The organism is Paenibacillus sp. UNC496MF (assembly GCF_900113915.1).
Classification (GTDB): domain Bacteria; phylum Bacillota; class Bacilli; order Paenibacillales; family Paenibacillaceae; genus Paenibacillus_Z; species Paenibacillus_Z artemisiicola.
Genome location: NZ_FORE01000012.1, coordinates 19,832 through 40,874, shown reverse-complemented (window position 1 = coordinate 40,874; position 21,043 = coordinate 19,832). Strand labels below are relative to the sequence as shown.

13 protein-coding genes are annotated in these 21,043 nt (G+C 65.3%); all 13 read right to left on the bottom strand.

Features of this window, described 5'->3' with window-relative positions:
* Positions 1-183: 183 nt before the first annotated feature.
* The gene (locus BMZ79_RS21530) at positions 184-816 is read right to left on the bottom strand and encodes an HAD-IA family hydrolase (protein ID WP_090643699.1); all 633 of its coding nucleotides are present in this window, start codon (positions 814-816) and stop codon (positions 184-186) included.
* A 214-nt stretch (positions 817-1,030) separates the two neighbouring features.
* Entirely contained in the window at positions 1,031-1,876 is an 846-nt protein-coding gene (locus tag BMZ79_RS21525) for an NAD-dependent epimerase/dehydratase family protein (protein WP_090643697.1), read from the bottom strand.
* A 33-nt stretch (positions 1,877-1,909) separates the two neighbouring features.
* Complete coding sequence (locus BMZ79_RS21520; protein ID WP_256252952.1) at positions 1,910-3,157, bottom strand: enolase C-terminal domain-like protein; 1,248 nt, start codon at positions 3,155-3,157, stop codon at positions 1,910-1,912.
* A gap of 76 nt (positions 3,158-3,233) precedes the next feature.
* Positions 3,234-9,146, bottom strand: a complete 5,913-nt coding sequence (locus BMZ79_RS21515) for a glycosyl hydrolase family 28-related protein (RefSeq protein ID WP_305728354.1) — start codon at positions 9,144-9,146, stop codon at positions 3,234-3,236.
* Positions 9,147-9,362: 216 nt separating this feature from the next.
* Complete coding sequence (locus BMZ79_RS21510; RefSeq protein ID WP_256252951.1) at positions 9,363-10,961, bottom strand: extracellular solute-binding protein; 1,599 nt, start codon at positions 10,959-10,961, stop codon at positions 9,363-9,365.
* A gap of 57 nt (positions 10,962-11,018) precedes the next feature.
* On the bottom strand, positions 11,019-11,903 hold the full coding sequence (locus tag BMZ79_RS21505) for a carbohydrate ABC transporter permease (protein WP_090643687.1): 885 nt from the start codon (positions 11,901-11,903) through the stop codon (positions 11,019-11,021).
* Between the two features lie 244 nt (positions 11,904-12,147).
* Complete coding sequence (locus BMZ79_RS21500) at positions 12,148-13,074, bottom strand: ABC transporter permease (protein WP_090643684.1); 927 nt, start codon at positions 13,072-13,074, stop codon at positions 12,148-12,150.
* A 234-nt stretch (positions 13,075-13,308) separates the two neighbouring features.
* Entirely contained in the window at positions 13,309-14,217 is a 909-nt protein-coding gene (locus tag BMZ79_RS21495; RefSeq protein ID WP_090643682.1) for an ATP-dependent DNA ligase, read from the bottom strand.
* Positions 14,218-14,571: 354 nt separating this feature from the next.
* Positions 14,572-15,729: an N-acetylglucosamine-6-phosphate deacetylase gene (nagA, locus tag BMZ79_RS21490; protein WP_090643679.1), complete on the bottom strand. Its 1,158-nt coding sequence runs from the start codon at positions 15,727-15,729 to the stop codon at positions 14,572-14,574.
* Positions 15,730-16,135: 406 nt separating this feature from the next.
* Positions 16,136-17,047: a phytanoyl-CoA dioxygenase family protein gene (locus tag BMZ79_RS21485; RefSeq protein WP_090643677.1), complete on the bottom strand. Its 912-nt coding sequence runs from the start codon at positions 17,045-17,047 to the stop codon at positions 16,136-16,138.
* Between the two features lie 151 nt (positions 17,048-17,198).
* Positions 17,199-18,101: a carbohydrate ABC transporter permease gene (locus BMZ79_RS21480; protein ID WP_090643674.1), complete on the bottom strand. Its 903-nt coding sequence runs from the start codon at positions 18,099-18,101 to the stop codon at positions 17,199-17,201.
* Between the two features lie 13 nt (positions 18,102-18,114).
* Complete coding sequence (locus tag BMZ79_RS21475) at positions 18,115-19,089, bottom strand: ABC transporter permease (protein ID WP_090643671.1); 975 nt, start codon at positions 19,087-19,089, stop codon at positions 18,115-18,117.
* A gap of 109 nt (positions 19,090-19,198) precedes the next feature.
* A complete protein-coding gene (locus BMZ79_RS21470) occupies positions 19,199-20,947 on the bottom strand; it encodes an ABC transporter substrate-binding protein (protein WP_090643669.1) in 1,749 nt (582 codons plus the stop codon).
* Between the last annotated feature and the right edge of the window lie 96 nt (positions 20,948-21,043).

Sequence of the window (21,043 nt, the reverse complement as noted above, 5' to 3'; positions counted from 1 at the left end):
GCCCCCGCTTTGGCGTCTGTTTTCGGCAAATTGCGTCGCTGGCGGCCGCTTCACTCGCGAAACCTGCTGAATCGCAATAATAGCGGAATCGTGCGGCCGCAGACGATAGCGAGAGCCGGCTCGGTTGCAGCCCCTGCCGCACGCCCCCGCTTTAACCCCGTCCGTCTTCCACCGCGGGACGAGCTATTCCCACCCCTTCACGATGCTCGACAGCTCCGCCGGCGAATAGCACAAATAATCCGGGCCCGCTTCGGCCAGCAGCTTCGCGGAGTCCCAGCCCCACGTCACGGCCGCGACCGGCACGTCGATCTTGCGGCAGGCCTCCACGTCACGAAATTCGTCGCCGACATAGAGCAGCTGCGATAGCTCGAGCCCCAAAGTGCGCGCCAGGCTGCGAATCGCCTTGTCCTTGCCGAATAGATTGGAGGCGGAATGGACGGCCTCGAAGAAATCCAGGCCGTTCGCCTCCAAATAATGACGGATGTTCTCGTTCGTATTCGAGGACAAAATCCCCAGCCGGCACCCCTGCTCCCGCAGCGCCCCCAGCGTCTCGCGCATCCCCTCCGCCAGCCGCAGATGCACGGACTCCTTGCGATAGGCGCGTTTGCCTTCCAGCGCCAAAGCGGGCAGCTTATACAACGGCACGTTCAGCGCCCGCAGGCGGTCGGGGATGGACAGGTCGGACAGGCGCCCGATTTCTTCCTCCGCGATCCGCCTGCCGCCGTATTTTCCCGCCAGATCGTTAAACAGCCGGACGGCCAGCAGTTTGGACTGCACGAGCGTGCCGTCGAAATCGAACAATACAAACGGCTTCAATGCGACTCCCCCGTCTCCGTTTTTGGAATAGTTTAAGCATGGCCCGTCCGCGCGAATCCCGCAAGCCGTAGCGGCGCCGTGGGAGGACGGGCCATCGCCTGCCGGTCACCTGCCGATCGCGCCTGCGCCTGCCGGTCGCGCCTGCCTCCCTCCCGCCCGCAAAAGAGCCCGAACCCGCCGTGTCCGGCAGCCTCGGGCTTCTCCATCCTTCGCGTCAAGCCAGCCCGTCGGCCCACCGGTACCGCGGCCGCCAGCCGAGCGTCTCCTTCGCCAGCGCGTTGCTGAACAGCGGCGCCCGGCCTTCGAACGGCTGCCGCAGCTCCGCCACCTCGGGATAGCACGCGCGCAGCAGATCCGCGGTCTCGATCTCGCTCAAGGTGTCGTCGCCGGTAATGTTCAGCGCCACCGCGCCGTCCACGTCCGCGCGCAGGGAGGCAACGCAGGCGTCGGCGGCGTCGCGGATGTCGACGTAGCTCCACAGGATCTTGGCGAACTCCTCCGCCTTGCCGGCGCCCCGCTTCAGCCGCGCGTATTCCTCGGGCGCCGCGATCAGCGAGAAGCGCAGGCTGACGACCGACATGCCGTTCCGGCGATGATACATCTCGGCGATCAGCTCGCCCACCGTCTTCGACAAGCCGTAGCCCTCCTGCGTCAGCTGCGGATGCGCCTCGTCCACGGGAAAATACCGCGGCGCGAACGGCTTGACCGCCCACGCGAAGCCGTAGCACGACGTGCTCGAGCTCATGACGACCCGGCGGATGCCGAGCAGCGACGCCGCCTCCAGCACGTTATAGCTGCCCATGACGTTGTTGGCGAAAATATCCGGCACCGGAAATCCGGTCGGCGACGGCACCGCCGCCAAATGAATGACGGCGTCCGCGCCCTGCATCGCGCTCGCCACCTGGCCGAGGTCGCTCGTATCCACGACGATTTGCCGGCAGGGCAGGCCGGCGGCGTGCGTCCGGTCGAGCGAGACGACCTTGTACTGCTGGCGGACCAGCTCCCGGACGACGTATTGCCCCAGCTTGCCGCCGCCTCCCGTTACCGCGATCGTTTGCATGTCGATTCTCCTCCTTCGGTTATCCGCGCGCCGTTACGGCCGCACCAGCGTGCCGTCCGCCTTGCGGTCGAGCTTGTACGGCTGATGGTAGCTCGCCTTGTTCCAATCTTCGCCCGGGAGCAGCAGCGCCTTCTCTTCGTCGAACTCGATCCCGAGGCCGGGCTTGCCTGAGACGTACAGATAGCCGCCTCTGCGCTCGACGAGTCCCGGGAACAGCTCCTGCTCCTCCGGCCGGAAATGATTGATCTCCTGAATGCCGAAATTCCATACCGCCATGTCCAGATGAACGGCCGCCGCCTGGTTGATCGGGTCGTTCTCCCCGCCTTCCTGCCACGCGGTCCGGACGCCGAACGCCTCCGCGAGGCCGGCGATTTTGCGCGCCGCGCTGATGCCGCCGACCTTGGAGACCCGCACCCGGATAAAATCGATCAGCCGCTCCGTGATGAGCGGCGTCCACTCCTGCGGGTTGGTGAACAGCTCGCCGACCGCCTGCGGGGTCGCGCTTTGCTGCCGCAGCTGGCGGTACCAGCCGACGTGCTCGGGCGGCAGCGCGTCCTCGAGGAAGAACAAATCGTACGGCTCGAGCCGCTTGGCCAGCCGGACCGCGCCGATCGGCGAGACATGCTCGTGCACGTCGTGCGTGAACTGCACCCCGCCGCCGAACTCCGTCCGCAGCTGCTCGAACATCGCCGGAATCGCCTGCAAATACGCATGCTCGTCGAAGACGGCTTCCTTCGCCCACGCGCTGTCGGGCACGTTCGCCTCGCCCGCGGGAATGAAGCCGCCGCCGCCGTAGCCGCCGAGCTGCGCGCGGATGACCGTATAGCCCTCTTCCTTAAAGCGGTGCACGTCCTCTTTCAGCTCGGCGATGTCGCGGCCGCCGGCATGGCCGTAGCACGGCACGGCCGCCCGGCACGCGCCGCCGAGCAGCTGGTAGATCGGCAGGCCCGCTTCCTTGCCCTTGATGTCCCACAGGGCGACGTCGATGCCGCCGATCGCCGTCTGCAGCACCGAGCCGTTCCGCCAGTACGAGCTGAGCTGCATCGTCTGCCAGATGTCCTCGACGTTCCCGGCGTCCCGGCCGATCAGCTGCGGCGCGAGCAGCTGCTCGATCACCTGCACGACCGCCTCGGGATTGTACAGATCGTTGGCGGAGCCGATGCCGTGGAGGCCGTCCTGGTCCGTCAGTACTTTCACGACCGTCCACGTGCCGTTCCTTCTCGTCCGGATGCACTTGATGCCCGTGATTTTCGCCATGCTTGAAGCACGCTCCTTCTTCATGGGATGGCCTCCCGTCCATAGCGGACGGGAGGCGCGGGTGGTACGATATGCCATAACCTCCGATGCCGAATCCAGGTTAGCTCATGTAAAGCCGGTAGAGCAGGACGGCGCTTTCGGCGCGGGTCAAGCTTCCCTTCGGGTTGAGCTTGCCGCCGCTGCCCTGCAGCAGCCCTGCCGCAATAAGCGCTTCGACGCTCGAACGGGCATATCCTGCCACGTCCGCGGCATCTTTGAAACCGGCGAGCGCGTCGTCCGAGCCGGCCGGAAGCGTCCGGCCCGCGGCGCGGAACGCCCGCTCGGCCAAAGCCGCCGCGTCCTGGCGGCCGATCGGCGCGTCCGGCCGGAAGCGTCCGTCGCCCGTGCCGTCCGCGATGCCGAGCGCGCTCGCGATCCGCGCCGCGTCCGCGTAATACGCGCCGGCCGGAACGTCCGCGAACGCCGCGCTTTGCGGGCCGCCGCCCGGCGCCTTCAGCTCCAGCGTCCGGACGAGCAGAAGCAGGAAGTCCGCCCGCGAGACCGCGCGGCCCGGCGCGAACGCGTCCGCGGACACGCCCTGCGCGATGCCTCTCGCCGCCAGCGCGTCGACCGCTTCGCGCGCCCACGGCGCGCCGGCCAAATCGCCGAACGCAGCCGGTTTCGCATAGGCCGCCGCGTACGTGCTGAAGTGCGTCGCGCGGAACGTCATCGCCTTCGCGGCCGCGTCGTACTTGCCGCCCGGAACCGGCACGGCGCTGCCGCTGCCGTCGATGTACCAGACCACGAGCCGTCCCGGCGCTTCCTGCGCCGCCGGTTCGTACGGCACGGAGACGGTCGCCGGCGCCGCGTCGTTGGCCCACGGCGACGGCTCGCCCCCGGAGAGAACGTACAGCTCGACGGCCGGGCGTTCGCCGATCGCGCCCTTGACCGCATCGCTCCACGCGCTGCCGTCCGCCGCCTTCAGCACGAACGTGATCGTGTCGCCCTGCGGCTTATCCGCGCCGAACATATCCGCGGATACCGTGATCGTGCCTTGCGGCGTCTTCATCTCGAGGATGCGGTTCGCGTCGCCGTCGAAGGCCGAGCCGGGCCATGCGACCGCATAGCCCGCCGCGCCCTGCACCGCGGACGCCTCGGCGCGCACCCGCTTCTTGCCGTCCTTGCCCGGCTCCGCGTCCGCGAGCGCCTGCTTCAGCGCCGCCGCGTCGACGGCCGCCGTCGCGAGCTTGCTCGCCGCGTCCAGCGACGGGGTCACCGGGAGCACGACGGCGTTGTTTCCGTTACCGCCACCATTGCCATTTCCGTTGCCATTACCATTGCCGTTACCGTTGCCGTTACCATTGCCGTTACCATTGCCGTTGCCGTTGCCATTGCCGTTACCGTTGCCATTATCGTCGCCAATCGCGTCCAGCTGCGCGCTCAGCGCCGTCCGGTCCGCCCCTGCCGGCAGCAGGTTGACGAAATTCCGCGCCGCGTCGATCGACGTCGCGTCCCGATCCGCCTTCGCCTTGTTCACGGCCGCCTTGGCCGCCGGCACTGCCCAGTCGGCAAACGGCGCGTTCAGCAGGTACAGGTCGCCGTACAGCGTGAAATCCTTGCTCGTGCCGATGCCTTGGTTGAATTCCATGTAGCCCGCGCGGCCCGCGCCGTCGTTCTCGTTCAGCAGCAGCGAGAAGCCGAGCGGACCCGAGCCCGGATCGAACGGCGCGTCCGGCCCATGCAGAATCGCGAACGGAAGCGCAATCGCGTAATGCGTCACGTGCGCCTCGTCGTCGCGCGTGATTGTCGTCTCCGCCGACGCGTCGAGCGCGCCCGCCGTCAGACCGTCCGGCGCCTTCCAGCGCCACTGCTGCATGGAGCCGTCGTCGTTCAGCGCGAAGCCGAGCTCGCTGACGTTACGGCTGGCCGCGCCGTCCTGCCGCGACAGGTCGAGGCCGATCTGAATGCTGTCGCCCTGCCAAATATCGCCGCCCTTGAAGGACTGCGCCTGTACGTCGTCGGTGACGTCCACGTTCACGTACAGCTTCTCGTCGTCCCACGCGACGTTCGCCTTGGCGCTCAGCCCGTTCGGGCCGCCCCACACGCCGCCGCCGAATTCGTCGAGCGCGGAGACGTCGACCGCCGGCGCGTCCGCCGCGCCCGCGTCCTTGCGGCTTGCGTAGGCCTGCCCGGACTTCACCGACGCCACGTACGACGCGCCGTTGTCCAGCGTCACCTTGTACTTGAGCGAATCCGCCGCCATCGCAGGCAGATCGATGATCGTCTCCTCGCCGTAGGCGATGCCGGAGAAGCGGATCGGCACCGCGGCCGCCGCGTACGGCGCCGGCTGCAGCAGCTCCAGCTTGCCGCTCAGCGGCTCCGGATCGGAGACGTTCATGAGCGAGAGCTTCGCGCCCGCCCGGTCCGCGTGCGCCGGATCCGGCGGCAGCGTCTCGAGCGAGAGCGCCACCGGCACCAGGTTCGTGCCGCTTACCTTCGTGCCCGCTTCGTTCACGAGCTGCAGCCCGCCTTTGAACAGGTTGTTCGTCAGGATGAGCTTGTCGATGCCCGCCGCGGCGTAGACATGCGTCGTCCGCGGCTGCTGGAAGTACGAATCGTAGAGCGCGGTGTCGCCGCCGAGGGCGTTCAGCCCTTTCTCCCCGACGTTCGTCAGGTTGGCCTGCTGGACGTTCAGCTTGCCGCCGTAGACGTCGAAGGAGCGCGTCGTGTCGCCCCACATGGAGCTGTTGTACAGCGTCGCCTTCGAGTCGAAGTCCTCGCCGAGCGTGACGTACACCTTATCCGTCGTGCTGAGCGAGACGAGCTCGGTGTTGATCAGCGACAGGCCGGCTTCGCCCGCGCCCTCGAGGTACGCGCCTTTCTTGCTGCCGTCCGTGCCGTGGCCGATGACGACCGCTTCCGGGCCGCTCTCGCCCTGCTTCACGAAATGAATGCCGTACTGCGAGCCGTACACGAACGTGTTGAACACCGTTTCGTCCTTGACGCCGCCGAGGCGGAACGCGTCCAGGTGATCTTTCTGGTACGTCCAGACCGCGTTGAAATCCGCGTCCGTGGACGGGTGGTTGACGTAGTTGTTGCGGCCGTAATAGTGCGGGTTGAACTGCACGTTGCGCATGAAGCCGCCGGACGCGCCGCCCCCGAGGAAGATGCCTTCCTTCAGCGGCGAGCCCGCCACGTAATCGATATAGTGGCCGCTCGTGTCGTACGTGCCGAAATCGATGCCCTGGTACGCATTAATGAGCGTCGTGTCGATCGCGTACACGCCATGCCCTTGGCCCTGGATCGTCCAGGCGTACGGCTTGACGTCGTTCCAATCCTGCTCGTCGTAGTAGACCGACAAGCCGCGCGTGCCCGCGTTCGCCTTCAGCGTAATGAGCGCCGGCGCATCGTCCTCCGGGTTCTCCCCGTAGGTCGTGAACAGCACCGTGCCGCCGCCGATCGTATGATGCGGCACGTCCCACGAGCCGCGCAGCTCGACGCCGGACGGCACGATCAGCGGCGCATTCACGCGGTACGTGCCCGCCGGCAGGTACACCGTGCCCCCGCCCGCCGCCGAAGCCGCGTCCAGCGCCTGCTGAATCGCCGCCGACGCGTCGCTGCCCCCATTGCGGTCCGCCTTGTACGGCTCCGCGGTGACGTCGAACAACTCAACCGTCGCCGGCTTCGGCCGGACCGCCGCGTCCGTGGCGCCGACGTCCGGCAGCGTCTCGAGGGCGTACCGGTCGTCCTGCGTCACGTTTACTTCCGCGCCGTCGCTCTCGTCCTTGACGTTCAGGCTGCCTTGGTAGCCCGAATTAACGGCGTTGACCGTCTGCACCGCGCCGGTCAGCTTGACTTGGTTCTCCGCCTTGGCGAAGTCGGATAGCCCCAGGGTCAGCGAGCCGCTCGACAGGTCGATCGCGTAGCCGCCGCTTGCCGCGTCCCAGTTCTCGAACGTGCTGTTCTCGAACGACAGGACGCCGTTGCCTTCGCTCTTCACCGCCGTCAGCGGCGCGCCGCCGACCGTGACCGTGTTGAACTGCACGATCGAATGGAAGCCGGGCGTCGCGTAGATCGCGACCGGCGCCTCGCCGGCGCTCGCCTTGAAGCTGCTGTCCGTGATCAGCAGGCCGAAATCGTTGACGCCCTCGATCTTCAGCGCCACGTTGCAGTCTTCGATCCGAATGCGGTACAGCTGCGCGTTCGCCGTCTCGAGCGAATCCGTCCGCGTCGTGACGCGCATGCCGGTCTTGTAGCCCGAGATCTGAATGTCGGACATGTATTCCCAGTCGGAGCGTCCCATGACGATGCCTTCCGCGTTCGCCGTGGAATACGCGTGCAGCGCGTCGGCCGCCGGCGCGCCGGCCAGTCCGGAGCCCGACCAGTACGAAGGCGACAGATGGATGCCCTCCAGCCGGCCGATGTCGGTCGTGTAATCGAGGAAGATGCCCGTGTGCAGCGCCGTGCCGTACAGGTTCTTCACGTAGTGGAGCTCGTTCCAGACCGGCCCGATCTTGATGCCGTTATAGGCGTTGACGAGCGTGATGTTCGCCATCGTCGCGCTGTCCCCGGACAGCTGCTCGAACGTCCACGGATACGCGGCCGGGCTGTCGAGCGTCTGCTCCGGATACCAGACGGACAGATTCGTCGCGCCGCTGACGGGCTGAAGCTGGATGAAGCTCGGGCCGTCCGCCTGCCCCTTGCCGCCGTACGCGTCCAGCACCGTGCCGGTGACCGCGCCGCCCTTGTCGTCCGGGCTCGCCCAGTCGCCGCGCAGCGTGACGCCGGTCGGCACGGTCAGGCTGCCGTTCACCCGGTAATGGCCCGCCGGCGCGAACACGACCCCGCCGCCGTTATTGCCGGCCGCGGCCAGCGCCGACTGGATGGCCGCCGTGTCGTCGGTCGTCCCGTCGCCCTTCGCGCCGAAATCCTTCACGCTAAAGTCCGCGATGACGACGTCGTCCGTAGGGTTCTCCGTCGCGTACACCTTTGTCTGCGCGTCGGTCGGCAGCCGCTCCTGCTTGCTGATCGTGACGGACGCGACCGCGAGATCCGGGTTGTTGTCCGGGTTGCCGCCGCCGCTGATCCCGATGCGCAGGTCGGCGCCGTTCGCGCGGTTGGCGAATTTGGCGTCGCTCAGCTTGAACGTGTGCGTCTTCCACTGTCCCGAATCCTTGTACGCGAACAGCGGGCTGTCCTTGAACGGCGCGGACTGCGCGTCGTACTGGAGCACGAAGCTGCCGTTGCCCCGGTCCAAATATTCCACCGTCACGTAGACGTCCTGGTCCCGCACGTCGTACAGGTAGCCGTCGTCCGCGTTCAGGTACAGGTACAGCGTGCGGTCGCCGGGCGCGGCCTTGTTCGTCTGCCAATAGCCCTTGCCGTTCAGCGAGCCCGTCACGAGGCCGTCCGGGTTGTCCCCGGCATGGGCCGTGATGCCCTGCTCGATCGGCGTCGCGCCGAACGTAATGCCGATCCGGTCGGCCGGCGCCGCCCTCAGCGTCTTGGTGACGGTCACCTTCGCGACCGCCAGGTCGGCGTTGGTCGACCAGCTCGCGGCGCCGCCCTCGATGCCGAGCCGGAAATCGCCGCCCCCGGTCCGGTTGGCGAAGTTCGCGTCGCTCAGCCGGTATACGTGCGTCTGCCACGACCCGGTATCGCCGTACGTATACAGCGGCGCGTCCTTGAAGCCGTTGTTCGCGCCTTGGGCGTCGTACTGCAGCACCATTTTGCCGCTGCCCGCGTCATAGTAGTCGACCGCGACGTCCACGTCGTAGTTCGCGATGTTCTCGGTGAAGCCGTCATCCACGTCGAAATAGAAATAAATGATGCGCGCGTTCTCGTCCTGCGATTTGTTCGTCTTCCAGTACGTCCGGCCGTCCAGCTCGCCGGTCTGCAGGCCGGTCGCGCCGTCGCCCGCGCGGGCCGCGACGCCCGCTTCGGCCGGCGTCGCGCCGAGCTCGATGCTGACGCTCTCCGGATCGCCCGCCGCGGCGTTCGCCGGAGCCGGCGCCCACGCAAAGGTCCATGCCACCAACGACAGAGCCAACAGGCTCGCCACCCAAAACTGTAACCGCTTTCGAATTCGATTGGCCATCAAACTCAATTCCCTCCTCGTGTCTTCGATACCGACAGCAAAGCCGCCCCGCTTCGGCGAAACTCCGAAGCTTGCTTGTCGGCGGGGCGGCTTGCTCTCTGGATGGGTATGCGGGATTGCGGCACGGGCCGCCGGGTTACCGGCGGCGCCGGCTTATTTCGCTTGCGATGCCAGGTACGCGTCGATTTGCTTCTGCGTTTCGGTCAGGATTTTATCGAGGCCGTTCGCCTTCTGTTTCTCCGCGTACGCGGCGACTTCCTTCTCCGGATCCTTCACGATGCCGAATTCGAGCGGCTTGCCCGTCTCGTCGGCCGTCTGGTCGCGCTTGGCGAGCTCGTTCTTCATGGCGTCCTCGGCGATGAACAGGCCGTCGATCGGCGAGTTGACGTTCTCCGGCTCCGCCGCGAACTCGGCTTCGTGCACCCAGAAGTCCTTCGGATACGTCGACGTCGGCCGCATGAATTGCGGCTTCCAAAACGCCCACTGGCCGCCCCATTCCATGTAGTTGCTCGTCGTCGTGTTCATGCCGTCCGGGTAGACGGCCGTCTCGCCGTCGAGCTTGTAGGTCTTGCCTTCGATGCCGTACTGCACGAGGTCGTACAGCTTCTGGTCGGTCTCGATCATGTCGAGGAAGCGCAGGACGCGGTCGGCGTGCTTGGAGTTGCGGTTGATCGCGACCACGTTCGCGAGCGGCGTCCGGTTGACCTGCTTCTTGTCCGGGTAGAGCAGCGACATCTGCTGCTTGAAGGACGGATCGGAGAAGCCCGGATCCGCGTTCGCCCATTCATGCGACGTCAGCGTGAACAGCGTCTTGCCGTTGCGCCATTCGGCGGCGCCGTCTTCCTTGTCGATCATCGCGTCGCGGTTGATCAGCTTGTCGTCGTACCAGCTTTTCGCCGTCTTGATCGCTTCCTGGTAGAACGGCTGCTGCTCGACCGGCTGCACCGTCACCTTCGGGTCGCTCAGGTAGAAGCCGAGGCCGTGGAAGTTCAGGTCGACCCATTCGTCGCGGATCATGTAGATCGGCAGCGGCGTCGAACGCGACAGCTTCTCGTTCGGGTACGCCTGCTTCATCTGGCGCAGCAGGGCGTCGACGTCCTCGATCGTCTTGACGGCGTCCGGCGCGACCGTGATGCCCGCCTTGTCGGCGAGGTCGGAGCGCCAACCGGCGAACAGCCGCTGGTTCATCTTCATCGTCCACGGCAGGCCGACGATCTGGCCGTTGACCGTCGCCGCGGACAGCGTACCCTGCTCCTGGTACTTCTTGTACAGGTTCGGCGCGTATTCCGGCAGCAGCTCGTTCAGCGCCATGTAGGAGCCCTTCGCCGCCATCTGCTTATACGACAGCCAGTCGCCGTCGAAGTTCATATCCCAGCTGTCGCCGGACGCGGCCATGACGAGCATCTTGTCTTTGAAGTCGGTGAACGGGATGAAGTTGATGGTGAACTTGACGTTCAGCCCCTTGCTCTTGACGTAATCGCTGATCGCGGACCAGACTTCGTCCGTGGCCGCCTTCTTGTCGCCGCCGAAGTAGAACTTCAGCGTCACTTCCTCCTCCTGCTTGCCCGCGTTGCCGCCGTCTCCGGACGTGCCGGCGTTGCCGCCCGCGTCGCCCGAACCGCCGTTGCTGCCGGCCGCGTTCCCCCCGTTGTTGCCGTTGCCGCCGTTATCGCCGCCGCACGCCGCGAGCAGCGCGGCGAACAGCATCATGACGGCGAGCAGCATCGGGATGCTTGCTTTTCGCTTTCTCATGCGATCCTCTCCCCTGATTGTTTGATTATATCGCTATACGGCCGAGGCCGGTATAGACTAGCCTTTGACCGCGCCCACCATGAGCCCCTTGACGAAATACCGCTGCAGGAACGGGTACAGGAAGACGATCGGGCCGATCGTGACGACGGTCAGCGCCATCTTCATCGATTCGGACGGAATTTGCGGCATGATCCGCTGCATCGCCGCCGCGTTGCTGGAGTTGCGCAGGAAATCGACGTTGGAGACGAGCGTGCGGAGCAGCAATTGCAGCGGCTGCAGCTCCTGCTTGTCGATGAACATCAGCCCGAGGAACCAGTCGTTCCAGTAGGACAGGGCCACGAACAAGCCGATCGTCGCCAGCACGGGCACGGACAGCGGAATGATGAGCCGGCCGAAAATGCGGTACTCGCTCGCGCCGTCCATTTTGGCGGATTCGTAGATGTCCTCCGGCACCGACTGCATGAAGTTGCGGATCAGGAACATGTTGAACGCGTTCGCCATCGGCGGGAGAATCATCGCCCAGATCGTGTCCTTCAGCTCCAGGTAGCGGACGCAGATGATGTACCACGGCACGAGGCCGCCGCTGAACAGCATCGTCAGGATGACGTAGATGGACAGGATGTTCCGGTATTTGAACGACCGGCGCGCCATGACGTACGCCCCCATGCTGTTGACGATCAGGGACAGCACCGTGCCGGCGGCGGTGACGAGGATGCTGATGCCGTACGCGTCCACGATCCGGTTGGAGCCGAGGAAGAGGATCCGGTACGAATCGAACGTGATGTGGCGCGGGATGAGCGAATAGCCGTAGTTCACGATGTCGTTCTCGATGCTGAGCGAGCCCGAGATGACCATCAGGAACGGCAGCAGGCAGGCCAGGCTGAACAGCGAGATGACGAGCATGATGATCGCTTGGCTGACGGAAAATCGTTTGGCAACCATTCGGGCGATACCTCCTTGGGTGGGGATGCCACGTTGGCGAACCGCGACCTGCGGTCGGCAGGGGTTACGGGTTTTCGCAAGAAAACCAGCTTCGGAAGCATAATCTCAATCGCTGTTGTAGTCGGATATCCTTGAATTTATTTCCAAATGGTCAATATCCGACTACAACGGCGAACGCTATCGCTTTTCCAACTCCATACCGACTCTCCGGTCGCTTCTTCACCGTGGCTCTTTTTGCGAACCGTTAGAAAATCGCCGAATCGCGGTCGATTTTGCGGGCGGCGTAGTTGCTCGCCAGGACGAGGACGAACGCGACCACCGACTGCAGGAAGCCGGCCGCCGAGGCCATGCCGATGTCGCCGGATTTGCGCAGGCTGCGGTAGACCAGCGTGTCGATGACGTCCGTCGTCGGGAACAGAAGCGACGCGTCGCCGACCATGGCGTAGAACATTCCGAAGTCCGCGTTCATGATGCGCCCGATCGCGAGCAGCGTGAGGATCATGATCGTCGGTTTCAGCATCGGGATGCTGATGTAGCGCATCTGCTGCCAGCGGGAGGCGCCGTCGATGGAAGCGGCCTCGTAGTACGAGTTGTCGATCGAGGTGAGCGCCGCCAGGTAGACGATCGTGCCGTAGCCGGTGACCTTCCAGCGGACCGCGATCGTCAGGATGAGCGGCCACCAGCTCGCTTTGCTGTAGAAGTCGACGCTCTGGAGCCCGAACCATTCCAGCACGCGGTTCAGCGCGCCGTTCTCGAAGTTGAGCAGGCTGTACGTGAAGACGCCGACGACGATCCAGGAGATGAAGAACGGGAGGAAGGTCAGCGATTGGGTGATCCGCTTGAAATATTTGCCGCGCAGCTCGTTCAGCATGAGCGCGAAGCCGACCTCGAACGCCAGGCCGACGGCGATGAACAGCGCGTTCAGCAGGATCGTGTTGCGGATCGCCCGGAACGCCACGTCCGAGGACAGCAGGTAATCGAAGTTGTTCAGCAGCGGATGCATCCAGTCGCTGCCCCAAATTCCCTTGCTGAAGTCGAAGTTTTTGAACGGAATGACGAGTCCCGACAGCGGCAAATAGTTGAACAGGAACAACAGCGCCGCGACCGGGAGAAACATCAGCAGCAGCTGGCGGTTGCGCGCGAGTTCGCGGATGACGCCGTTTCGTTTCATGGGCCGAGCCCCCTTCTCTTGCGGTGATAGCTTCATGATACCGGAGGGGGCCGGGCGCTTCCATGAGCGGATCTTATCCTTTGCAGGGCGGTATTGGCTTGTTTGCGATCGGCCTTCAAAACGGTTCCCCGCCCGCCGCCGGTTCCGCTGGTTCGGACGTGCAGGCACGACAAAAAGCCCGCGCGGCGAACCTACGCGGGCTTAACGGGGGGATCGGCGAGCGGCGACGGCAAGTCAGTAGGTCCACCGGCAAGCCTCCGGGCTCTTGTCGAACAGGAAGCCCCGGAACACCGTCTCGCGCAGCTGGTGGCGGTCGGTGCGCTCCAAGTATTGAACGCGGCAGCAGAGCTTCGGCTCGATCCACTGCGTCTTCCGGTCGGAGGCGGTATGCAGCTGCCGCGCGATCTCGAGAAACGCCTGCTTCTCGTGGGGCGCGAAGCCGAACTCGACGGTGCCGACCGGCTTGAAGCGGATCGTCCGGAAGTGCAGGCCGAGCACCAGCGCGAACCGCGGCTTGGTGCGGTAGCCGAGCACGATGGCGTCGAGCGTCTGGACGTTTTTCACTTTGATCCAGTCCTTGGCGACGACGCCCGGGCGGTAGGCGCCGTCCAGGCGCTTGGCCACGGTGCCCTCGAGGTTCCGCTCCGCCGTCCACGCCTGCAGCACCCGTCCGCGCCCCTCGACGTACATCGAGAGCGCGAGCGCGGCATTCGGGGCGACGAGCTCCGCAAGCCGCGCCTTGCGGGCCGCGAGCGGTTCGCGCAGGTGCGGCTCCGCCGTCCGCAGCACGTCGAAGGCGACGAACGTCGCGGGATGCGTCTGCGCGGCGGCGGCGATACGCTTCGGGTCGGCCAGGCGCCCGCGGTAGGCGAAGTCGTCGAACACCGTGCGCTCCCCGCGCAGGCAGACGCCTTCGCAGTCCAGGATCGCCTCGGGCGCCTTGATCGCGGCCGCGGCTTCGGCAAGCTCCGGGAACTTGTCCGTCACGGCGAGGCCGCTGCGCGTATACGCCTCGATCCGGCCGCCTTGCTTATGCAGCTGGATGCGCCAGCCGTCCCACTTGGGCTCGAACAGATAGCCGTCGTCGTCGAACGCTTCCCGGCCCATGGACACGATCATCGGCGGCACGGGCTCGAACAGCATGCGGGGTTCCTCCTCTCCGTCGCGGCGTTGGCGATGGTTGCTCTATTCGCCAGTATTGCCGCGCCGATGGGCGGCGAAACGACGTTTTCGGCAAAGGCGGCGATTTCGCTTGCTGCGGTCGCTTGCTGCGGGGACGCCCGGACACGGCCTGACGCCGCGCGAAAGAGCCGTCCATGCGTCATCCGCGATGACGATGGACGGCTCTTGGCCGCGGTTATGGCTCGCTGCCGGAGTCGCTAGCGGCGATCGAGCGTGCCCGAAAGCCGCTCACGCCGCGTGCCGGCTGGGCACTTATCCGCTGATAATCGCGTAAATAGCCGCAGCCGCGGCACGTATGCGACGACAGTCATAGCCCTACGCCTGCCCGTACGCCAACTCGCCGCCGACCATCGTCCAGCGCACGCCGAAATCGTCGCCAAGCAGCACGAGATCGGCGTCGGCTCCGGGTGCCAGACGGCCCTTGTTCGGCAGGCCGAGCACGTCCGCCGGCGTGCGGGTCGCCATGGCGACGGCGTCGGCAAGCGGGATCCCGGCCTTCGCCGTCTTGGCCAGCGCCTCGTTCATCGTGACCGTGCTCGACGCCAGCGTGCCGTCCCGCAGCGTGGCCACGCCTTGCGCGACGGTGACGTCATGCCCGCCGAACCGGTACTCGCCGTCGCCGAGTCCCATCGCCTGCAGGGCGTCGGTGATGAGCACCATGCGGTCCGCGCCTTTCTCCCGATACAGCAGCCGCACGATGGCGGGATGCAGGTGGACGTCGTCGACGATCGCCTGCACGCTGACATGCGCCTCCTCCATCGCGGCGACCACGACGCCCGGGTCCCGGTGGTGAATCGGCCGCATGCCGTTGAAGCAGTGCGTCACGTGGCTCGCGCCGCCGCGGAAAGCCACCTTGGCTTCCTCGTACGTGGCGTCCGAATGGGCCACCGCGACGACGATGCCGCGCTCCCGCAGCCGGCCGGCCATCTCGAGGCCGCCGGGCAGCTCCGGCGCCAGCGTGACCATGCGGACGAGCGGATCGGCCTCCCGCAGGATCCAGGCCATCTCTTCCTCGTCGGGATGGCGCAGGAACCGCTCGTTCTGCATCCCCTTGCGCTTCGCGTTCAAGTACGGGCCTTCGAGATGCAGCCCCGCGATGCGCGCGCCCGGCTCCCGGCCGACCGTCCGCTTCACGCTGCGGATCATGGCCGCGAGGTCGTCGAGCGAGGAGCTGACGGACGTCGCCAGGAAGGACGTGCAGCCCGTCCGCGCGCAGGCGACCGAGACGGCTTCGACGCTTTCCGGACGCCCGTCCATCATGTCGAAGCCGTCCGCCCCGTGAATGTGGACGTCGATCATTCCCGGGATGAGCAGCTGTCCGCCGCCGTCGAGGACGCGATCCGCGGGTTCTTGTACGGGGACGGCGCCGTCCAGGACGGCCGCGATCGTGCCGCCGCGCACGAGAATGGCCGCCGGCGCCGGTTCGGGTCCGCCGGAGAAGATACGTACGTTATGAATGAGGCAGGTCGACATCGTGCATGCACCCTTTCCTTGCGGACGAGACGGCGGTCGCGCGGATGGACGCGGATGGATGCGTAAGGCCCCGAACGTCGGCAAACCGCCGTTCCATCCTTCCGCCCGCGCCGGCCGTCTTCGTCCGATGTGTCTCCATGTTACCTGCCCGGGCGGATTCCGACAAGCCGCCCGGGGCGCATTTTGCGGGACGCCGCGCCGGCGGACCCGAAACGCCGGCGACCGGAAACGCGGGGCAAAGAACGTCCATCCTCACCCGCCGTCCACTTACGCCGCGGCACGAAGCCGCGCTGGCCCGAACGCCAAGCGGGCCCGCGCATCGCTGCGCGGGCCCGCCGTTCCATGCGCCTGCCGCTTCATCGGACAGGAAATGTCTATGCCTGCTTCATCCCGTCAAGCTTCCCGCTCACGCGAACACGGATGCCCGGATGCTCCGTTCAAGCGGCGATTCGTCCTCCCGCGCGGCCCGGTCGAGCGCCAGCTTCTCCTTCAGCGGCGACGTCCGGTTGCACATGAACCGCACGCTGCCGCTATGGTTCGGCGACGCGGCGTGGATGAGGAACGGATGGCACAGAATGACGTCGCCCGCTTCGCCGGTCGTTTCCGCGACCCGGAGCCGCGTGCCGTCCTCGTCGACGTACGCCTGCTCCAGGAAGGCGGCGTTCCGCGCCTCCGGGCTCATCGGCTCGCCCCGTCCCGCCAGCGCGGCGAAATACGGATGCTCCGCGAACAAGCCGCGGATGCCGTCGCCGAGCTCGATCCCTTCCGGATACCGCGCCAGGTAGCGCGCGACCGGACGGTGCGAGCCTTCGACGACCAGCGTCCCGCCGCCGCGCGGACCGATGTCCGAGAAGAGGCACAGGCAGAGCAGCCCCTGGTCCGGCGAATCGACGTAATGCCGGAAGTGGATGCCGTCCCAGTGCCAGCCGCTCGTCGGCACGGTCCACGGCTCGCCGCGGCCGACGTGGAAGTTGACGGGCCACCAGCCCCAGCCCGGCAGCAGGCCGGCATCGGTCTCGCCGGCGACATGGCGCCGGGCGACGCGGTCCGCGCCCGCCAAATCTTCGATCGCGTCGGCGAAGCGCGCCGTATTGCAGGCGTCGAAGGCGGGCGTCCGGTAATTGTCCCGCAAATTCACCATCGGCTCGTTCCAGGTGGACGGATCGCCGCGCAGCACGCCGGCCTTCTGCTCCAGCTTCTCCCATAGGAACGACTGCGCCTCCATCGCCAGCTCCCTTGGAAACGCCCCCTTCACGACGACGTATCCCTTGACCATGAATTGTTCGATCTGTTCCGTTGTCAGCACGCGCAGCGTCATGCCTTCCTCAGCTCCTTGCCTTGTATTGTACGTCCGGCGGCTCCTCCGCCACTTTCCGCCATCCTATGCCTTCCCCAAACGAGCGAACCGGCGCCAACGCATCCGGTCGCCTCGAAGGACGTCCGCCGCAAACGCGCCGATTCGAAAACCGCTATTCCTTCACGCTGCCGAGCTGCAGGCCGTGCACGAAATATTTCTGCAGGAACGGATAGACGACGAGAATCGGCAGCGACGCCGCGATCGTGACGGACGCCCGGATCGACATCGGCGTCACGAGGTTGCGCGCGGCCCCGAGGTCCGCGCCGTTCGTGACGGCCGCGCTGCTGTTGGAATTCATCGACGAAGACAGCAGCTTCATCAGCTCGTACTGCAGCGTGCTCAAGCTCTGCTTCGACGACGCGAACAGGAACGTATCGAACCAAGAGTTCCACTGCCCGACCGCGACGAACAACGCCACCGTGGCGAGCACCGGCTGGCAGAGCGGCAGGATGATCGAGAAGAAGGTCCGGAAATCGCCGGCGCCGTCCACCTTGGCCGATTCGATCAGCCCTTCCGGCAGCGTCTGCATGTAGGTGCGGATGACGATCATGTTGAACGCGCTGATCAGCCCCGGCACGACGTACACGAGAAAATGGTTCAGCAAATGCAGATCCTTGATCAGAAAATAAAACGGAATCAGCCCGGCGTTGAAATACATCGTCAGCACGATGACGATCGTGATCGGCTTGCGGAGGACGTATTCCCGCCGGCTGACCGTATAGGCGAGCATGGACGTCAGGAAAAGGCTGAGCACGGTCGACAGCACCGTCCGCGCCACCGAGACCCAGAAGGCGTGGAAGATCGTCCCGCCCGCGAAGATCGCCCGGTAATTCTGCTCCGTCCAGACGCGCGGCCAGAGGTAGATGCCGCCGCGGATCGTGTCGTTGCCGGCGTTGAACGAGACCGCCAGCGTGTTCAGGAAGGGATACAGCGTGACGACGGCCAGCGCGATCATGACGACGGCGTTGAACGTATGGAAGACGACCGGCTCCAGCCGCGGCGCTTTCGTTCTCATCGGATGCCCCTCCTCATATCAGTCTGTCGTCGCCGAAGCGCTTGGCGATCGTGTTGGCGGCGAAGATCAGGGTGATGCTGACGACCGACTTGAAGATGCCGGCGGCGGTCGCGAGCGAGTAGTTGCCGATCTGCAGCCCGTATTTCAGCACGAAGATGTCGATCGTCTGCGACCAGTCGACGACGACGCCGTTGCCGAGCAGGTACTGCACCTCGAAGCCCGCTTCCAGAATCCAGCCGATGTTCATGATCAGCAGGATGATGACGATCGACTTGATCCCCGGCAGCGTCACGTACAGCATTTTCTGGTACCGGTTCGCGCCGTCGATCTCCGCGGCTTCGTACAGCGACGGGTCGATCGACGTGATGGCGGCCAGATAGATGATCGCGTTCCAGCCCACTTCCTTCCAGACATGGGAGGCGCCGACGATGCCCCAGAAGTAATGCGGCAGGCTGAGCCACATGATCGGCTCGTGGATGAAGCCGAGCTTCATGAGCAGGACGTTGACGATCCCGCCGTCGACGGACAGCGAATTCGCGACGATGCCCGTGACGATGATCCACGAGAGGAAATGCGGCAGGTACGAGATCGTCTGGATCGCCCGTTTGTACAGCCGGTGCTTGATCTCGTTCAACAGGATCGCGAACGCGATGGCCGTGACGAAGCCGAGCACCATGTTGATGAAGCTCATGGCGATCGTGTTGCGCAGCACGTTCAGGAACATGTCGTCGCTGAACAGAAACCGGAATTGCTTGAGGCCGACCCATTCCTGCTCGGCGAACGCCTTCGCCGGCTTGTAGTTCTGGAACGCCATCGTCCATCCCCAGACGGGATAGTAGGAAAACAGGACGACGTAGGCCAGAATCGGCAGCGACATGAGCATCAGCTGCTTCTGGCCGCGCATCCGCTTGAAGACGGACGCTTTCGGCACGGACGTTTCCGCGCGGACGGCCGCGCGGGTCCGCACGGCTTTCTCGGCGCTCGCCATGCGATTTTCCCCCTCTCTTCGTTTAAAATGCGGCGCGCGGGAGCGAGCGGCGGAAAGCGCCGGCGATCCGCCGGCGCCTTCCGCCCGGATACGCTCCGCGGGCGCGCGGTTATTGGCTGGCCCAGTTCTCGATGCGCCATTTCAGCTGGTCGTTGATGCGGTCCTCGTACGCCTTCACGTTGATCTTCTTGTACGCGTTCACGTAATCGGTCCACACCGCGTCGAACTGGTCCGGCTTCGACATGATCGCTTTGGGCAAATATTTCAGCGAGGCGTCGGACATCTGCTTGTTCGCGACGGAAGCGTCGGAGCCGTCGATCAGGTCGACCTGCCAAGCCGGATAATAAACCGGGTTCTCCGGCGCCGGCGAGAAGAAGTCCGTCCACGTCTTGTGGCCGTAGGCCGTCAGCAGCTCCTTATCCTCCGGCTTGAGCGAATCGAAGAACTCCTGCGGCTGGGAGCCCGCCGACGTCGCGTTGCCGTCGCTGTAGGTGCCTTCCATCTTCGGCGCGGCGCCGTAAAAGGCGTCCGCCTTGTTGGCCAGCTTCCAGGTCGGATCCTCCTGCTGCTTGCGCTGCTCCGGCGTGCGGGCGTACTTGCCGTCCGTGCCGACGATGTAGTCGACGCCCTCTTCGCCCCACGACAGCAGCTTCTGGTACTTCTCGTCCATGAGCGCGTCGAGGAACTTGATGATGCGGACCGGATCCTTCGCGTCCTTGCTGATGCCGAAGCCGTTGTTCAAGTTGATGACCGGGCGGTCGAGGTAGTAGTCCTTGATGCTCGTATCGTAGACGAGCGGGAAGCCGACGTACGTCTGGCCGATTTTGTTCTGCGAGACGAGCGTGTCTTCGCCCTGCTGAAAGTTCCAGTGCTGGTCGAACATGCCGAGCACGCGGCCCGTGGAAATCTTCGCCAGGTACTGGTCGTAGTTCTGCACGAACGCTTCCTTGTCCATGAGCCCTTCGTTGAACAAACCGTTCAGCGTCTTGTAGTACTGCTTGGCGATGTCCTTGTCCGCGAAGACCGATGCGACCCCGTCGTCCACGACGACGCCGCCGTCGTTCGGGTGGCCCGTCAGGTGCTCCGGCGCGTTCAGCAGCGGGAACGTCCGCCAGTCGTACGCGAGCGACGTGAAGCCGATCGTCGGCTGGCCGTCGATCGTCGGATGCTTCGCCGCGTAATCGCGGATCAGCTTCGTGTAATCGTCGAGCGTCTTCGGCGTCGGATAGCCCGCCTCCTTCAGCACGTCCTTCTGAATCCAGAACGCCGGTCCGGAATAGTTGGTCGCGTGGTATTCGCCGGTGTAGGCGCCGTAATTGGGCAGCCAGTAGATATGGCCGTCGCTGGAGTCCTTCATCCGGTTCCAGTAGGCCGCGTAATGCGCCTTCAGATTCGGCGCGTACTTCTCGATCAAGTCCTCGAGCGGAATGACCGCGCCCGCCGAGACGAGCTTCGGATCGGCCGTGATGAGGTCCGGATAGTCGCCGCCGGCGATCATGACGCCGAGCTTCTGCTGCAGGTCGCCGACGAGAAACTCCATGTTGAGCGTCACGCCGAGCTCGTCCTTGATCTTCTTGTAAATCCGGTTGTCCGGCGTCGGCGCCTGGTTCGGCGTGCCGATGAAAGCCGAGATCGTGACCGGCTTCAGATCGTCCGAGGTTGCGGCGGCGTTCCCGCCGTCGCCCGCGGCGTTCGCCGGCTGATCCGCGTTCGCCGTTCCCGGGTCCGCCGCGGCCCCGTTGCCGCTGCCGCCCGCGTTATTGCCGTTGCCGCCGTTGCTGCACCCGGCGATCGCCAAGCTCAGCGCCAGGACAAGCGACAGCGACCCCCATAGCTTTTTGCTTTTGTTAACCCCCATTCGTGCTCCTCCTTCGGTTATCGGTGGTTGGCTTTGCCTCCTCATTATGCGCGAATGTATGCGCTTGCAACATAATCAGATTTAAGCACTTGGCCC

Bases quoted from the DNA above. Each gene is read 5' to 3' on its own strand.
- BMZ79_RS21525 (WP_090643697.1), bottom strand. From the start codon at position 1,876: ATGCAAACGATCGCGGTAACGGGAGGCGGCGGCAAGCTGGGGCAATAC.
- BMZ79_RS21520 (WP_256252952.1), bottom strand. From the start codon at position 3,157: ATGAAGAAGGAGCGTGCTTCAAGCATGGCGAAAATCACGGGCATCAAG.
- BMZ79_RS21510 (WP_256252951.1), bottom strand. From the start codon at position 10,961: ATGAGAAAGCGAAAAGCAAGCATCCCGATGCTGCTCGCCGTCATGATG.
- BMZ79_RS21505 (WP_090643687.1), bottom strand. From the start codon at position 11,903: ATGGTTGCCAAACGATTTTCCGTCAGCCAAGCGATCATCATGCTCGTC.
- BMZ79_RS21500 (WP_090643684.1), bottom strand. From the start codon at position 13,074: ATGAAACGAAACGGCGTCATCCGCGAACTCGCGCGCAACCGCCAGCTG.
- BMZ79_RS21495 (WP_090643682.1), bottom strand. From the start codon at position 14,217: ATGCTGTTCGAGCCCGTGCCGCCGATGATCGTGTCCATGGGCCGGGAA.
- nagA (WP_090643679.1), bottom strand. From the start codon at position 15,729: ATGTCGACCTGCCTCATTCATAACGTACGTATCTTCTCCGGCGGACCC.
- BMZ79_RS21485 (WP_090643677.1), bottom strand. From the start codon at position 17,047: ATGACGCTGCGCGTGCTGACAACGGAACAGATCGAACAATTCATGGTC.
- BMZ79_RS21480 (WP_090643674.1), bottom strand. From the start codon at position 18,101: ATGAGAACGAAAGCGCCGCGGCTGGAGCCGGTCGTCTTCCATACGTTC.
- BMZ79_RS21475 (WP_090643671.1), bottom strand. From the start codon at position 19,089: ATGGCGAGCGCCGAGAAAGCCGTGCGGACCCGCGCGGCCGTCCGCGCG.
- BMZ79_RS21470 (WP_090643669.1), bottom strand. From the start codon at position 20,947: ATGGGGGTTAACAAAAGCAAAAAGCTATGGGGGTCGCTGTCGCTTGTC.